This is a genomic window from Bacillus sp. JK106 (assembly GCF_053663355.1).
Genome location: NZ_JBSJQC010000001.1, coordinates 872,445 through 887,204, shown reverse-complemented (window position 1 = coordinate 887,204; position 14,760 = coordinate 872,445). Strand labels below are relative to the sequence as shown.

The 14,760-nt window shown below is 44.1% G+C and carries 16 protein-coding genes; 4 read left to right on the top strand and 12 right to left on the bottom strand.

Annotation, left to right across the window (positions count from 1 at the left end):
• The 3 genes from ACWJJS_RS04635 to ACWJJS_RS04625 all read right to left on the bottom strand — a co-directional run bounded on the left by ACWJJS_RS04635 (window position 1) and on the right by ACWJJS_RS04625 (window position 3,241).
• Window positions 1–891, bottom strand: a complete 891-nt coding sequence (locus tag ACWJJS_RS04635; protein WP_407846081.1) for a carbohydrate ABC transporter permease — start codon at window positions 889–891, stop codon at window positions 1–3.
• A gap of 24 nt (window positions 892–915) precedes the next feature.
• Window positions 916–2,181 (bottom strand): ABC transporter substrate-binding protein, encoded by a 1,266-nt coding sequence (locus ACWJJS_RS04630; protein WP_071392604.1) that lies wholly within the window; start codon window positions 2,179–2,181, stop codon window positions 916–918.
• Between the two features lie 73 nt (window positions 2,182–2,254).
• On the bottom strand, window positions 2,255–3,241 hold the full coding sequence (locus tag ACWJJS_RS04625; RefSeq protein WP_454023356.1) for an SIS domain-containing protein: 987 nt from the start codon (window positions 3,239–3,241) through the stop codon (window positions 2,255–2,257).
• A 196-nt stretch (window positions 3,242–3,437) separates the two neighbouring features.
• Between ACWJJS_RS04625 and ACWJJS_RS04620 the strand changes: the two genes are divergently transcribed.
• Entirely contained in the window at window positions 3,438–4,364 is a 927-nt protein-coding gene (locus ACWJJS_RS04620) for a MerR family transcriptional regulator (protein ID WP_071392251.1), read from the top strand.
• 33 nt (window positions 4,365–4,397) lie between these two features.
• Here ACWJJS_RS04620 and ACWJJS_RS04615 read toward each other — a convergent pair whose 3' ends face one another.
• Genes ACWJJS_RS04615 through ACWJJS_RS04605 form a run of 3 tightly spaced genes read right to left on the bottom strand, consistent with a single transcriptional unit; the run spans window position 4,398 to window position 6,452 of the window.
• Window positions 4,398–4,988, bottom strand: a complete 591-nt coding sequence (locus ACWJJS_RS04615; protein ID WP_007410098.1) for a sporulation delaying protein family toxin — start codon at window positions 4,986–4,988, stop codon at window positions 4,398–4,400.
• Window positions 4,981–5,925, bottom strand: coding sequence for a sporulation-delaying protein SdpB family protein (locus ACWJJS_RS04610; protein ID WP_058906331.1), 945 nt, complete (start codon window positions 5,923–5,925; stop codon window positions 4,981–4,983). The genes ACWJJS_RS04615 and ACWJJS_RS04610 overlap by 8 nt, the downstream gene beginning before the upstream one ends.
• A complete protein-coding gene (locus ACWJJS_RS04605; protein ID WP_454023355.1) occupies window positions 5,922–6,452 on the bottom strand; it encodes an SdpA family antimicrobial peptide system protein in 531 nt (176 codons plus the stop codon). Before ACWJJS_RS04605 ends, ACWJJS_RS04610 begins: the two co-directional genes overlap by 4 nt.
• 123 nt (window positions 6,453–6,575) lie before the next feature.
• Between ACWJJS_RS04605 and ACWJJS_RS04600 the strand changes: the two genes are divergently transcribed.
• Complete coding sequence (locus ACWJJS_RS04600; protein ID WP_077722797.1) at window positions 6,576–6,848, top strand: DUF1648 domain-containing protein; 273 nt, start codon at window positions 6,576–6,578, stop codon at window positions 6,846–6,848.
• A 38-nt stretch (window positions 6,849–6,886) separates the two neighbouring features.
• Here the strand turns inward: ACWJJS_RS04600 and ACWJJS_RS04595 are convergent, their stop codons facing one another.
• The 3 genes from ACWJJS_RS04595 to ACWJJS_RS04585 form a co-directional block, all read right to left on the bottom strand.
• The gene (locus tag ACWJJS_RS04595) at window positions 6,887–7,261 is read right to left on the bottom strand and encodes a nucleotide excision repair endonuclease (RefSeq protein ID WP_007410094.1); all 375 of its coding nucleotides are present in this window, start codon (window positions 7,259–7,261) and stop codon (window positions 6,887–6,889) included.
• Between the two features lie 66 nt (window positions 7,262–7,327).
• Window positions 7,328–8,443, bottom strand: coding sequence for an NAD(P)/FAD-dependent oxidoreductase (locus tag ACWJJS_RS04590; RefSeq protein ID WP_077722798.1), 1,116 nt, complete (start codon window positions 8,441–8,443; stop codon window positions 7,328–7,330).
• A gap of 37 nt (window positions 8,444–8,480) precedes the next feature.
• Window positions 8,481–9,182 carry a class I SAM-dependent methyltransferase gene (locus tag ACWJJS_RS04585; protein ID WP_094247516.1) on the bottom strand — a complete coding sequence of 234 codons (702 nt, stop codon included), beginning with the start codon at window positions 9,180–9,182 and terminating at the stop codon, window positions 8,481–8,483.
• A 77-nt stretch (window positions 9,183–9,259) separates the two neighbouring features.
• On the opposite strand from ACWJJS_RS04585, the gene ACWJJS_RS04580 reads away from it, so the two are divergent.
• On the top strand, window positions 9,260–9,724 hold the full coding sequence (locus ACWJJS_RS04580) for a DUF2691 family protein (RefSeq protein ID WP_102422535.1): 465 nt from the start codon (window positions 9,260–9,262) through the stop codon (window positions 9,722–9,724).
• 133 nt (window positions 9,725–9,857) lie between these two features.
• On the top strand, window positions 9,858–10,694 hold the full coding sequence (gene csn / locus ACWJJS_RS04575) for a chitosanase (RefSeq protein ID WP_003151879.1): 837 nt from the start codon (window positions 9,858–9,860) through the stop codon (window positions 10,692–10,694).
• Window positions 10,695–10,981: 287 nt separating this feature from the next.
• Here the strand turns inward: csn and ACWJJS_RS04570 are convergent, their stop codons facing one another.
• Genes ACWJJS_RS04570 through ACWJJS_RS04560 form a run of 3 tightly spaced genes read right to left on the bottom strand, consistent with a single transcriptional unit; the run spans window position 10,982 to window position 14,750 of the window.
• Window positions 10,982–12,598, bottom strand: coding sequence for a type I restriction-modification system subunit M (locus ACWJJS_RS04570; protein ID WP_454023354.1), 1,617 nt, complete (start codon window positions 12,596–12,598; stop codon window positions 10,982–10,984).
• Between the two features lie 18 nt (window positions 12,599–12,616).
• Complete coding sequence (locus ACWJJS_RS04565; protein WP_454023353.1) at window positions 12,617–13,831, bottom strand: restriction endonuclease subunit S; 1,215 nt, start codon at window positions 13,829–13,831, stop codon at window positions 12,617–12,619.
• Window positions 13,832–13,844: 13 nt separating this feature from the next.
• Window positions 13,845–14,750, bottom strand: coding sequence for an AbiJ-NTD4 domain-containing protein (locus ACWJJS_RS04560; protein WP_454023352.1), 906 nt, complete (start codon window positions 14,748–14,750; stop codon window positions 13,845–13,847).
• Window positions 14,751–14,760 lie beyond the last annotated feature (10 nt).

The window sequence follows — 14,760 nt, the reverse complement described above, 5'->3', positions numbered from 1 at the left end:
CTACTCCTCCTTTCCGGTCTTAAAGAATTTCATCTGAATAAGCGACAGAGCAAGCGTCAGCAAAAGCACCACCGTCGCGATCGCAGAAGCGTAGCCCATCATATCCTTTGTAAAAGCGCTCTTATACAAAAATGTGCTCAGCACTTCTGAAGCATTGCCCGGCCCTCCGCCGGTCAGAATATACGGTTCATTAAATACGGTAAATGCGCCGGTCAGCGTCATCACCACGGCAACAAACGACATTTCTTTCGTCTGCGGCACCGTAATGTGAAAAAACTGCTGGATTTTTCCGGCTCCGTCCAGCTGCGCCGATTCATATAATTCAGCGGGAATGCTCTGAATCGAGACAATGTACAGCATGGCGATGTAACCGACAGACTGCCATTGAGACACAAAAATGACAGACAGCATAGCGGTGTTTTCATCGCCCAGCCACGCCCGGGTCAGTTCATCAAGTCCGACGGCTTCCAGCAGCTGATTCAAAAGCCCGATTTCCGGGTTATAAATAAAATCAAACAACAGCGCAATGACGGTCATGGAAATGACGACCGGAAGAAAAAATACCGTACGGAAAAACGGCGACCATTTTCTTACCAATCTGTCTTCCAGCACGGCCGCCAGAATTAAGCCGCCGCCAACCTGGAAAATCAGCGATATGACCGCATACAGCACATTGTTGCGGAGTGCTGTAAAAAACACGGGATCATGAAACAGGTCAATATAATTTTTCAAACCGATAAACGTCTTTTCGGGTTGAAATGAGCTCCATTCAAACAGACTGAAAAACACATTCTCAATAATCGGAATGTAAACGAACAGCAGAAAAATCAGCGCAGGCGTGAGAAACAGATACGGAATGAAACGTTTTCGGCTGACCAAGGAAATCCTCATCTCCTTTCTCCAAAGAAATCTGTTCTATTCAGATGACGCTTTGACCTGACGCGCCGCTTTCTGCACGGAATTCATCACCTCGCGCGGTGTCATTGTGCCGCCGAGCATCTGCTGAACGCCTGCCGCATACACATCGGCGATTTCAACGTCAACATCCATATCAAACCACGGCACCATTGTTTCGGCGCGGACGATATCCTGCACGGCTTCGCGCTGGATCGGGGTGGAATTGTTTTCTGTCGCCGTTCCCTGAACCGCGCTGTATTTACCGACGTCTTTTATCAGCTTCTCTCCCATTTTTTTCGAGGTTAAAAACTGAAGAAATTCCATGGCTTCTTTCGGGTGCTTCGTTTTTGAGGAAATCATAAATCCTTCGGGAGATCCGGTCAGTGCACGGGGAGATCCCTTTTCGCCGCTGATTTTCGGGAAAGGAAACAAGCCTAGATTGACCGGTTCGACGAGCTTAATTTCTGCCGTTTCCGCATAAATCATCGCCGCTTTGCCGCTCGTAAACTGCTGGCGCACGTATTCGTGATCAACGGAGTTCACGTGCTTTGTAAAGTACGGCAGAAGTTCCTGAAGCTTTTCAAGCGCTTTGACATAGCCTTCGTCCGTAAACTCCCCGGTTTCCGGGCTGTAATCCTTCGCCCGCGTTTTTTCATCCACCATACGCTGGTTCAGCGTCCCGATATAATGAGAAATGGTCCAAGGCGCTTTTGTGCCGAAACTGATCGGAATATATCCGTTCTCTTTCAATTTCTCACAGACTGTGATCAGTTCATCCCATGTCGCCGGGGGCTTCAAATGTAATGTATTAAAAATGTCCTTATTATAAAAGAATGATTTAGCGTCCATTTGCCACGGAACACCGTACTGTTTTCCGTCATGCGTAAAGGGTTTGATTTGTGACTGCACAAGCTGTGAGGACCAATCTTTATCCTGCTGATAGTAAGACGACAGATCGAGGGCTTTATCTCCTTTGATGAATTTATAAGCAAACCGGTCGCTCCAAGAAAAGAAAATATCAGGGGGGCTCGTTGTTCCGAGCATGACTTTCACCTTGTCTTTATAAGAATCGTTCAAGACCGCCTCCGTTTGGATATGAATATCCGGATGAGCGGCTTCAAATTCTTTGACCGCTTCTTCAAAATAGCTTTTTTCCGGCTCCTTCGGCCACCTGTGAAAAAACTTCAGGGTCACTTTTCCGTCAGAGGAACTGCTTTGGCTTGAACAGGCGGCGGCTGACAGACATACAGCTAACAGAACGAACAGGCAGATGAGCTTTTTCAGATGCTTTTCCTCCTTTGTCACCGGACTATAACGTTATATATCATTATAGTCCGGTGAAATATAATGCGCGTTCTTAATATTCGACTTTCCACATGTAACGCCGCTGGCTTAACGGATGGCTCCTTGCTTCCGCCAGCGCATCCGCATAGCTTCTGAGCACCCGGTTTAATACGAGAGGAGCCAGATAGCCTTTTACAGAATCGTCAATTTCGGAAAAATCATATGCTGCCGCATCAAGCACAGTCAGTTTTTTGCCGTATCTTTTTGAGAAGGAAAGCGCCCGCTCTTCAAGGGGTCTTGTTTCGTCTAAGCCGAGCAGGATAATAAATGGAACGGATTCATCAATGATTTCGAACGGTCCGTGAAAATATTCTCCGGCATGAATGGCGTGGGAATGAATCCATTGCATTTCCATGAGAATGCAGATGCTGTAGGAGTAAGCGACGCCGTAGTTCGCACCGCTTGCCATCGTGTAAATGATATCTTCTTTTTCGTGGGCTTTCGCGAATGCCTTTGCGTGATCCGCTTCTTGTTTAAGCGCTTTGTCATATACGGTCTGGAGCTTATTGAGTCCGTCGATCGCCTGCTCAAACGCGGGATGGTTTTCCAGCACGTGTAAAGCGCCGAACACGATTTGATACAGAACCCCGTAATTCGTATTTATCGCCTGTGCGTTCTCACCCCAGTCATACACCGCGACATATTCGGCTTCTTTCGCTAACGGCGAATCAGGCTCAAAGGTCATCGCAATCGTAAGCGCGCCTTTTTTTCTGGCGAAACCGGCGGCTTTCACCGTTTCCGGCGTATTGCCTGACTGAGAACATAAAATCACGAGAGAGTTCTCTCCGAGCTGAATGGGATTGCGCTGAATAAATTCATTTGAACTGTAGAGATCAGAGCTGATGGCTTTCGCCTCTCTGTCAAACACGTACTTGCTCGGATACATAATGGCTGAAGAACCCCCGCAAGCGACGAAAAAGACGTGGTCAATCGTTTTTCCTTTCAGATCATCCAAGAAAGCCTGAACCTTGTGATTCACTTGTGCGGCAGTTTGACTCAAATCCTTCACTCCTCAGTGTTTTATTATATAACGTTATATAACATTATATAACGTTATATTAATCGCAACAAAGGTGCGTTGTCAATCATATTTTCTGAAATTTCTAAAATATAAAATAAAACCGTCTTATTTCCCGCCCTCTCTTGACCTGACCCTTAGAGACACGTTTAGAATGAAAAGCAGGGAGTGATTCAGAATGAATATAAAAGAAGCCGCCAGGCAGACGGGTCTCACGAAAAAAGCCATCAAATATTATGAGCAGGAAGGTTTAATCACCGTCAGCAAAAACCCTGATAACGGATACCGTGAGTATTCCGCTCAGAACGTGAATACGCTGAAAATGATTGCCGCCCTCCGAATGCTGGCACTGTCTGTAAGCGATATTAAAGCGTTCCTCTTAGAGGGCAGCAGTCTGCATGATATACTGCGCCAGCAGCATCAAAAGCTCAGCCGGCAGATTGAAGAGCTTGAGCAGGAACGGAAACTGACTGAAATGCTGATCAAGCGCGTGGAAGATGCGGAAAATGTCGATTCAATTCTGCATGATATCGGCGAGGTCAAAATAGATGAACCGAAGTATATGGGACTTCAGCTGAAAAAACTGTTCCCGGGAGATTTCGGAGAATTTATCGCCGCGCTGTTTGAACCGTTCCTCGACTTTTCTATTGATACAGATGAGAAAAAAACGATATGGGCAAAGCTTATTAAAGTATTGGATGATATGGAAGAAGTTCCGGCTGCACACCCGATGATGCAGCTGGTCGGCAGGGAGGATCCGGCTCAGCTCCAGCAGCACAAAGTCCAGCATGACCAATTTATCGAGCGGATTTTGGAGAGAGACCCCGCCACTTGGGACACTCATAAAAACATCATCATTCAGCTTGTGAAAAGAGTGCAGACAGATGAAGAATACAGAGAAAGCCTGATCAAGGTCGGAGAATCCGCTTCTGATCTGCCCGCGCTGAAGGAAGGATCGCCTTTCAGCAATCTACTTCAAAAGCTTAGCCCGAAATATGACACGTATGTGCGACTTCAGCTTGAACTGAAAAAAGAAGCCGACGAGGAACTCGGCTTTGATTCAGAAGCATATTTAAAACAGATGCTTCAATCAAAAAAACGCTAAGGTTCGTCTCCTTAGCGTTTTCTTTCTTCAGCCTCAGTGCTGCGCGTTAATGCGGTCAACGACATTAGCGATGAGCTGCTCTTTTCCTAAATCGGAATCTTCGTCAACGCTTGCTACTGTCAAAATGATAGCCGCTACCGCAAGAGCGATCGTCTCAATGGCGGCCGCCGCGTTTAAGAATACCCATACAGCCGTTGCGCATTGGCCGATGGCCGTTGATTTTCCTTTGTCCATGCTCTTTTTGTCAAACTCTTCTTTCAGCACTTTCGCCATAATCTGCGAACCTTGATCAATGACGCTGTTCACTTTCTCATAATCGCCGCTGTAGACCGCCGCTTTTAACTCTTTAAAATAATCCGGCGATGACTTTTTAATATCAGCAATCACCTGATCGGAAACTTGCTTTAATTCATCCTGATCAATCTTTTTAACAGCCTTGGTATCCCATACTTCAGGAAGGAGCTTTGCGACCTCACCTTGTCCGAAAAAGATGCCGGAAAAAATGTCTTCACCCGAATAAGAGACGGACGGCTCAGTTTTTGCCGCGGCATGCGGGCCGACTAATGCGACCATTAAAACAAACACCAGCATCATGGCAGCTGCGGACTTCTTGCTTTTAACCATATAATTTCCTCCTTTTCCTTTTATTGAAAAAATTGTATCTGATAAAAAGGGGATTGTAATGGTTCAAAGCTACTGTTTTCTCTGCCGGCACCAAAAACAGGACCAAAATACCAGCCACCGTAATGGAAAACGAGGTCAGTCCCAGCATAACGGCAAAGATTTCGTGCATAAAAATGGATATAAACAATATCGGACGCCAATATGTTTTCGGAGCGAACAAAGCGCAGAACATAATGGTTTGCACAATGAGCGTGCCCCAAGTCGGGATGATGACAAGCTTGGACTGCAGGATAAAGTCAAACAGACCGTGAAGCGCATCCGGCAGACCCAGCATCGGATCATTCAAATAGTAATAAACGGCGGTCCCGTTCTGCCACTCTTCTTCCATCAGTTTGGCAATGACAGAGTTAAAGTACAGCATCGCGACCTGTATTCTGATGATTGTCAGTGTGGCCCAGCATAAGGAGCGGTAATAAGGCTCAAGCGGCCTTTTCTCAAAAGACGCCTCGTACGGAGACCAGTGCCATTTCCGCGGATCGGTTAATGTCAGCGGGAGCAGCAGCAGCGTAAAAACGGCAGCTACTTGATCTCCCCCGTCAAGGGTAACGGCGGAGTTTTGGAAGCTGTACGAAATCCACCAGTGAAAAAAACCGGTGAGGCGGGGCCGCCAGCCAATGACGACAAGGATTAACATACAGATACAGACGGCTTTGACGATCTCAATGTAACGGAAATCGGGAAACAGCAGAAACAGGCTGAACGTGTCGGAAAAGCTGAGCATTTGATTTTGCGTTTTGAAGAAGACAGACGCCGGATTGAACAGCAATGTCAGCAGCGTGCCGAGCGCGATTAAGCTTCTGGCAAGCCCGTACACATTTGTCCAAGGCGGATTCTTCATCATCCATAAGGTGAGCTGCTTTTTTGCATCCTGAATCAATTGACATCCACTCCGATGTATTTTTTGATGGTTCTTTTCGTTTCGGTATGCTGGCTCCATGCCCATGGGGTAATGCGTTCATATGTAATGATCATTTTCCCTTTCAGCCTTGGGGAGGGAGACTCATTTTTCATTTTCAAAAATGTGGTATCCTTAATGTCTTGGCCAGTCGTGAAGTCGTCCCACTTCTCTTTGGAAGGCAGCTTTTCCAGCATAAGGCCGAGCTCTATCCCTTGCGTCCGGCCGTAACGGTTTAACCCGATCACATTTTTCAGAGAATTATTCGGCCATCTGAGCTCCTCATCGGCATCAAGAAGATAGATGTTCAAGCTGTCTTCTCTCGGATCTTTACTGAAAAATCCCCAGCTTTGCGGATAAATCATGGAAACGGTTTTGGATTGGTGCTTGGTTAATTGGATGGCGGAGCTTGGCAGTGCCGCGATGATGGTAAAAAACAAAACGATGATCCAGGCGGCCATGATAAAAAGAAAGAATGAAAACATGCTGGTTTGCTTCTTGTCAGTCAATTGAAACCCTCCTAGCGTATGGAAATTTCATTGACATGATTATACACCATTCAACAGGTAAAATATTGATAAATTAGATTTTTCGGACTAATATACTATTATATGTAAAAAGGGAGTGTTCATATGTTTTTGATGAATGATAAGGTGCTGTGGGGAGCTGTGATTCTCGCCTTTATTCTGTCGATTGTGTTTTATCCGTTTCTTCCTGCTGATATGGCCATTCACTATGACGTGTCGAACCGTCCGAATACATCAATCAATAAAACGGCCGGCGTCCTGATTTTTCCTGTGCTCATGATGATCTGCATGTTATTCAGAAAAAAGGTCGTCCAGCTGTTCCTCGTCGTTTACTGTCTGCTGATCGTGCATATTGCAGTGATGTGGCTGGCACTGTAAACATAAAGAAAACCGGAGCCCTTAAGCTCCGGTTTTCCTTATTTATAAAATACTTTCTCAATGTTGTATTTCGACTGAAGGGTATTGATCGCGTACGTTTCGTAAATCTCCCTTTCCATCGGATCATTGACGACACATACTTCAATTTTATACACTTCGTCCCTGTGATGTTTAACAGGCGACACATTGTCTTCAAAATGCTTTTTGATTCTTTGTCTTAATTTACGGGCTTTCCCGACAAACAGCAGCTCATCATGAATGTTATAAAACATAAAGATGCCGCCTTTGTCTCTCGGAATTTGGTGAAAATCAATGAAACCGTAAATCGCTTTAATCGCCGGTTCATTTTCCGACGGTGACTGCTGCCGTTCCGTAATGGTTACATCAGGAGCAGGAAGGTTTATTTTTATCAAAATGGGTCACGTCCTCTTATTCATTAAAGCTCCATCCTATCATAAGAATGCGCCAAAAGCTATTTTTTATTCAAGCGCCCCGGCCGGATCATAAAGGCTCAAATCAATTTCCGTCTGCTGCCCGAGCGCGAGTTTCGCCAGTTCAGCCCCCAGATACGGCCCGCTCGTCAGTCCTGAGGCGCCCAGCCCGTTGGCAACGAGGAGTCCGCTGATATTCGGCACTTTGCCGATGACGGGAAGAAAACCGGGAGTAAACGGCCTGAAACCGACTCTTGTCTCTATCATAGTACTGTCTGAAAGCCCCGGCGCCACGGTTAATGCTTTGTCAAAAATCTCGCGGAGGCCGCCGGCCGTCACCCGCAAATCCATGCCGGTATCGTTTTCATGAGTCGCACCCGCTATGATTCTGCCGCTGTCAAAGGCGAGAATGTATTGATCGTTTGGGGGCATGACGACGGGCCAGCCGCCCGTCTCCTCTCCCTGAAGCTCTAAATGAACGATCTGCGCCTTTTGGTATGATACTGAAAAACGGATGCCGAGCGGTTCAAGCAGCTCTCTCGCCCAAGCGCCGGCCGTTACGAGAACCTGGTCGGCAGTAAGCGTGCGTTCTGCGGTTTTCACACCGATGACGGCACCGTCCTCTGTCAATATTGACGTTTCTTCATTGTAAACAGCAGCTCCGTGCTTAACGGCCGCGTTTAACAGCGCCTTACGAAGCGCCCTCCCGTTCACCCGGGCCGCGCCGCTGACATGAACCGCACCGTATTCCTCCGACAGCGCGGGAAACAATGCCTTCGTTTCTGCCGGTGTCAGTCTTGTAATGTCACCGATTTCAGGGGCGTCCTCTCTTCTTTTATAAGCCCTTTCCTCCATTTGGCTGAGCTTTTTTTCATCCGTATGGAGGCTGACGGCACCGACCTTTTGATAACCGGTGTCCGTTTCTCCGTCAGCTTCAAGCTGCTGTATCAATTGGTTATAATAGCGGGCTCCGCCTTTTGCGATCGCATACCATGCCTGATTGCGGCGCTGCGACAGCCACGGGCAGACGATCCCTGCCGCGGCGTCAGTCGCCTGCCCCGGGTGTTTCCTGTCAAAGACCGTTACATCCGCACCGGCCTTTGCGAGATGATAAGCCGCGGACGCACCGAGAATGCCGGCTCCGATAATTATATAAGACTTCATGTGTAACACCTTTTCTATCTGTTTTGTCTTATTTATTTTAACAAATGGAGCGCCCGGTTCCTACCGGAGTCCTGACGGCGACAATGAGTTTTGAAAACGGAAACGTATAATAAAAGGAATATGTTCTTGTGTGAAAGCCGTTTTCCTCAAGAATTGCTCTGTATTGTGATGTATTTTTTATATCTGACACGGCCAATGTGCCGCCAGGCTTCAGCACCCTCACCATTTCCGTGATCGCCCGTTCCCTCTCTTTTCTGCCTGAAATGTTGTGTACGACAAAATGCGAAATGACAAGGTCAAACGATTTATCAGGAAACGGCATGGCTTGCGCGAGTCCGTCATACAAATCAATTTCCAGCGCTCCTTCTGCCCGTCTGTTCTTTTCAAATGCGTCTCTTCCGTTTCCGCCCAGATCCCAGCTTGACCATTTGTCAATCGCTGAGACGTCAGCGCCTTTTTGAGCCGCGGCGATGGCTAGCAGCCCCCGTCCCGTCCCAATATCAAGCACTTTCATGTCCGGCTTTAACCCGGAAAGCGCAAGAATGCGATGGCGGTGTGAAAGTTTAATGGCCGTTGAATACAAGAGCATCCAAAGACCGAGCACTAAAAACAAGGCACCCGTCAGCCAGCCCCAGAAAAGAGGAATCATGCCGTATAATGTGCCTGCGGCATAAAGGAGCGCAAGAAAGATAAATCCAAACGCTCCATAAGGCGCATCAATTCCGTATCTTGTTGTCATAACACTCACCCCTTTCAATATTTATCCAAATGGCATACCATATTATTCTAGCAAAAGCCGAAAGGAGATACGACCATATGAAACGCGGCATTACTTTTGACATCCCAAATGAAATCGGACGGTTTGCGGCAGATATATTACAACCGTTCCCCATCTCTTCCTATACATGGTTTATCGGTGATGGAGAGGCGTATACTGAATTCAATGAAGACACCGATACAGACCTGTTTCCGCAAAATCAGCGCATCATTCAGGGCCAAGAACTCCGTCAGCGTCTGGAAGGAGACCCTTATTATATGATTTTTGCTGAATTGAAAGCTTTCCCGAGCAGGATGGTAACGGAAATCAATACGTATGAGGAATATTTGGATAGTTCCTGTGAACTTGTGCTTCTCATTGCAGATTGCTCGTATGTAACGTTATATTGCAAAGATCCGGACATGCTCGAAGCCCTTTTTCAGCAGGCTGTACAATGCGGGTTTCACCGCGTTGACTATGTTACAGATGAGAATGACGCGAGAACGGGATTGTCTGTCTGGTGAAGATGCGTTCTTTTTATGAAGCACCGGATAGGGCTTAGTATTCAAAATATTGACAAATTCGTGTGTTTTCAACAACAAAACCACCCCCTCATGTATACTGAGTGCGTAACTTACATATGAAAGGGGTATGACAATGAAAATCAGTTTGAAGAAAAAAGCAGGTTTTTGGAAGAAGACGGCGGTTTCATCTCTTATTTTCACCATGTTTTTTACCCTGATGATGAGCGGTACGGTTTTTGCGGCCGGGCTGAATAAGGATCAGAAGCGCCGGGCGGAACAGCTGACCAGCATCTTTGAAAACGGAAAGACGGAAATCCAATACGGATATGTTGAAGCGTTGGATGACGGAAGAGGTTACACCTGCGGGCGGGCCGGCTTTACGACGGCTACCGGAGATGCGCTGGAAGTAGTCGAAGTATACACGAAAGCGGTGCCGAATAACAAATTGAAAAAGTATTTGCCTGAATTGCGCCGTCTTGCGAAGGACGAAAGCGATGACATCAGCAATCTGAAAGGATTCGCTTCTGCCTGGCGCTCACTTGGCAATGATAAAGCCTTCCGCGCTGCCCAGGATAAGGTAAATGACAGCTTGTATTATCAGCCGGCGATGAAACGTTCAGAAAATGCCGGACTGAAAACGGCCTTGGCCAAAGCGGTGATGTACGATACGGTGATTCAGCATGGTGACGGCGATGATCCAGACTCCTTTTATGCCCTGATTAAACGCACGAACAAAAAAATGGGCGGGTCACCGAAAGACGGAACGGACGAGAAGAAATGGCTCAATAAATTCTTGGATGTGCGCTATGACGATCTGATGAATCCGTCAGATGAGGACACCCAGGATGAATGGAGAGAATCGGTTGCCCGAGTCGACGTTTTCCGCGATATTGTCAAAGAGAAGAACTACAATTTAAACGGGCCGATTCATGTCCGGTCAAGCGAATACGGAAATTTCACTATTCAATAAATAAAAAAACCCCGCCATATGGCGGGGTTTTACTATTAACCGATGGAGCCTTCCATTTCGAACTTGATCAAATTTGCTCGAAATGGGATGAACTGATTTACAACAAAACCGTTTAAGCCTTTGATATATAGCCATTTCTTTAAACGGTTTAAAATGGATTATAATGTAAAGTTGGCATGAACTAGAAGCCGCATACAATATCAGCTAAGTCCCCCAACTTTCGTTGTTCCCAAATGTTTGTGAAAAGAGCCAAGGTTTAAATCCTCCTTAGCTCTTTTCTAACAATATTATTTACCTAAAAGACTGATAAATTTACTCAGTTCCTCTTTGGCTTCATCTGTTGTCCCTTCCAGCTCATTCAATAGCCCAAACAAATTATCATATGAACTCGCAATTTCCGCTTTAACTTCTGCCAACTCTTGAGCCACTTGTGAAAGTGGAATTACTTCTTCTTCTTCAAACGTGTCGACATAACGTGGAATGTTTAAATTGTAATCATTTTCTTTGATTTCATCCAAAGATGCCACATGAGCATATTTTTCAACGTCTTTACGGTTACTGTATGTTTCAATAATTTTGTCGATGTTTTCAGGAGAGAGTTTGTTTTGGTTCTTTCCTTTTACAAACTCATTTGAAGCATCGATAAACAAAATATCTTTACTCTTTCGAGCTTCACGACCTTTGAATACCAAGACACAGGTTGGGATGCTTGTACCATAAAACAAGTTAGCTGGCAATCCAATAACAGTATCTAATAGATTATTATCTATGATATTTTTGCGGATTTTACCTTCAGAAGCACCTCGGAAGAGTACCCCATGCGGCAATACGATAGCCATTGTTCCAGTTTTATCTAAATGATAAAGTCCATGCAGTACAAAAGCATAATCTGCCTTAGATGCAGGTGCTACACCATAACCCTTGAAACGTGTATCTTTTTCTCGATCAACATCTTTTGTATCCCATTTATGAGAGTATGGGGGATTTGATACGACGGCGTCGAACTTCAAAGGAATTTGTGTGCCATCTTTTTCAGCAAATGGCCAGTCAGCATCAAGTGTGTCTGCTCGTTTCAACTCCATATTGCGATAGTTAACCCCATGCATCATTAAGTTCATGCGAGCTAAATTATAAGTCGTCGTATTTAACTCTTGGCCGTAAAACTCAACGCTTCCTTCTTCATCACCATTTGGCAATTCTTTTTGGACTGTTAGAAGAAGTGAACCTGATCCCATTGTAGGGTCATAAACACGGAATTGATCGCCAGTATCAGCTGCCTCAATCGTAACAATTTTTGCCAAAACTTGACTAACTTCATGAGGTGTATAGAATTCCCCGCCTTTTTTACCGGCATTGGCAGCAAATTGCCCAATTAAATATTCATAAACGTCGCCCAAAATGTCATGCCCTGAGTCGTCTTTGAAAGTGAACTCGTTAATCATCAACACGATATCATTCAAAGCCTTTGCACGTTCGTTTGTACTTGAACCAAGACGTGTGTCCCCAAGGTTAACATCTGAAAATACGTTAGCAAAGTCCACTTCTGCGACAGCATTACGTTTGGCATTAGTATTGAATGAGTCAAACATATCTTGGAAGTCACTTGCTTTGATTTTGTGATTTTCAATTTTTGATACGACTTTGTCCCAGGTGTAGGTTGGGTCAATTGCATATCCGATACCTTTACTGATTTCTTCAAGGTAATCTTCTTTTTCAGTCTCATCTGTCACTTCGTAGAACTCTTCCAAATCATTGACTTTTAAGTATTCATCTTGATTTTCTGATAAATAGCGATAGAACATAAATGGCAAAATATAGTTCTTATACTCACTTGCATCCATTGTCCCACGCAGTTTGTTAGCCATTCCCCATAGCTTTGATGTAATATCTGTTGCATTACTCATTTGTGTCATCTCCTTTTCTTATATAAACATTTGTTGAAGCAGTGATCTCTTCAAATTTTTAAGCGAATTTAACTCACGCTGATGCAGGGTGATGAGGTGGTCAAGTTGGGTGAAGAAGGCTGTAATTCTCTCCTGTTCAGGCACAGAAGGTATGTGACACAAAACGTTAATAAATGAGTCCCAATAAAGTCTTTTTCTGAAGTCAGTGACTCCATAGGAGAGATTGTCCATCTGAGCAATCATTTTATCTCGACGTAAACAATAATCCATAAACAGAGGATAAAGCTGTTCACTGGGAATAGCAGTAATATATGCAGGACTTACCATCCCTTCTGATTTTACAACTCCGATTGCCCCTTGCCACGCACGCATCATGTTTAAAACAAGATCACCGAAATAAACATGTTTATATAGAGACTTATCTTCGCTTCTGTGCACTTTTTTCCCTAAAGTATCAGTGTCTAATTCTTCGTTTGAAACACCGTTATGGATGGAAACAGAAAGGATTTGTAACGAATCGTATCCTCGTTCTTTCCTTTCTGTGTATACTTCCCCCAACTTCCGCTGCTCCCAAACATCAGTATATCCTTCAAAGCGAATTTCAGGAACATTGGCTCCATCTTCTGGAAACATTTTTTGAAGCAGACTCTTTTTCGTATCCTTTAGCAGTTCCAACTTACGCTGATGAAGGGTAAGTGTATCGTCTAAAGCTTTGAAAAAGGCACCGATTTTTTGTTGTTCTTCTATGTTAGGTGCTAATAAGTACATCTCAGCTAACTGATTAAATGAAAGAGTATCACGCACTCCACCTTCAGATAATGTTTGACGTTGGCGTTCAAATCCTGATGTTTTAACCCAGTTCCACAAATAGCTATCCTCTAACCTATGTGTAGTTGAAAAAGACACATACAAAGGGGAAACTACTGATTTTTCCTCTCCTTCAGCTTTATAAGCTATTGAACCAACATTTATACGTGAGGGGTTATAAGCAAACTGCTTCTCTCTGATCACGTAATAATTTGAAAGATCTGCACTAGCTACAGAATAATCACCAAATTGTTCAGTTTGCTTTGTGAATCCAGTTTTGTTTGATACACTCTCGACATTTTCTATTGCTAGGTCTTTGTTCTTTTTACTATTTTTTTTAAGAACTTCCCCCAACTTACACTGTTCCCAAGCATCCGCAAATCCTGCAAATCTGATTTGGGGTGAATTTGTTATTTTATCACTCATTTCTAATCTCCTTTTATTTTAAATACTGAATCGCTAAAGCAATTAACGACAAGCAACGGTTAAAAAAGTAATCGTAGTGGCGATTATCTGTAATATCAATTTTATTTGTCTCATGATGACGGATTCTAAAACTATTACCAATGTCTGTTAGTGCCCTAAATTCAGCATCAAAAATAGCACTAAATTCTAACTGCCCATTGCTCATATCATTTACCACTTTGTTTGCAGAGTCACGTTTGTCAAGATTGTTATAATATGTTTTCAGACGTTCAAAGGCATCCCATATTTTCTCCACGGAATCTTGGCGGGCTGCTGGATTTGGTGTTTTGTATAATGCAATTGCATCTTTCATCAATTCTCTTGTCCCATATTCAGCAATTTTCTGGACTTGTGTCTCTATTTCAGGTGAAAGCGGGCTGTTTTCTACTATACGCTCAATAAGTTTTCCGCGGGTTAATGTAAACAACAACCCAGACTCTTGAAATATTTCGTTTATTTCATTCCGATAATCATCAAAAACATTTGTTGTATCCAAACAACGAATATCCCAATAATTTTTGTAACGATCATTATTCCATCCTTCAGAAATATCCTTTATATTTTCAGCAACATACTCTATAAGGTCAATTAATGAATATTGATCATAATCATCATTATCTTGTGGGGCAGCTATATGACCATACTCATCCCTCAAAATATTAGGAATTTTTATTGCCATTCTATTTTCAAATTGACTACGGTTAAATTCAATATAACCCTGGCCCACAAAAGAACAATGCTGTTGAAGCTTAAAGATATACGTTAGATTTTTATAGTACTTTTGACATATATTTAATAGCAAAATATAAACTTCTTTTGAAATTTTACTAGTACGTGTAATTGGTTTTCTTAATCCATGGCGTTCTGTGTATAAATTCATTTCTGTTCTC

Coding starts and splice junctions, on each gene's coding strand:
- ACWJJS_RS04620 (WP_071392251.1), top strand. CDS start 3,438: ATGAATATAAAAGAAGCCGCCAGGCAGACGGGTCTCACGAAAAAAGCC.
- ACWJJS_RS04570 (WP_454023354.1), bottom strand. CDS start 12,598: ATGAGTAATGCAACAGATATTACATCAAAGCTATGGGGAATGGCTAAC.
- ACWJJS_RS04560 (WP_454023352.1), bottom strand. CDS start 14,750: ATGAATTTATACACAGAACGCCATGGATTAAGAAAACCAATTACACGT.
- ACWJJS_RS04635 (WP_407846081.1), bottom strand. CDS start 891: ATGAGGATTTCCTTGGTCAGCCGAAAACGTTTCATTCCGTATCTGTTT.
- ACWJJS_RS04590 (WP_077722798.1), bottom strand. CDS start 8,443: ATGAAGTCTTATATAATTATCGGAGCCGGCATTCTCGGTGCGTCCGCG.
- ACWJJS_RS04585 (WP_094247516.1), bottom strand. CDS start 9,182: ATGACAACAAGATACGGAATTGATGCGCCTTATGGAGCGTTTGGATTT.
- csn (WP_003151879.1), top strand. CDS start 9,858: ATGAAAATCAGTTTGAAGAAAAAAGCAGGTTTTTGGAAGAAGACGGCG.
- ACWJJS_RS04615 (WP_007410098.1), bottom strand. CDS start 4,988: ATGGTTAAAAGCAAGAAGTCCGCAGCTGCCATGATGCTGGTGTTTGTT.
- ACWJJS_RS04565 (WP_454023353.1), bottom strand. CDS start 13,831: ATGAGTGATAAAATAACAAATTCACCCCAAATCAGATTTGCAGGATTT.
- ACWJJS_RS04600 (WP_077722797.1), top strand. CDS start 6,576: ATGTTTTTGATGAATGATAAGGTGCTGTGGGGAGCTGTGATTCTCGCC.
- ACWJJS_RS04580 (WP_102422535.1), top strand. CDS start 9,260: ATGAAACGCGGCATTACTTTTGACATCCCAAATGAAATCGGACGGTTT.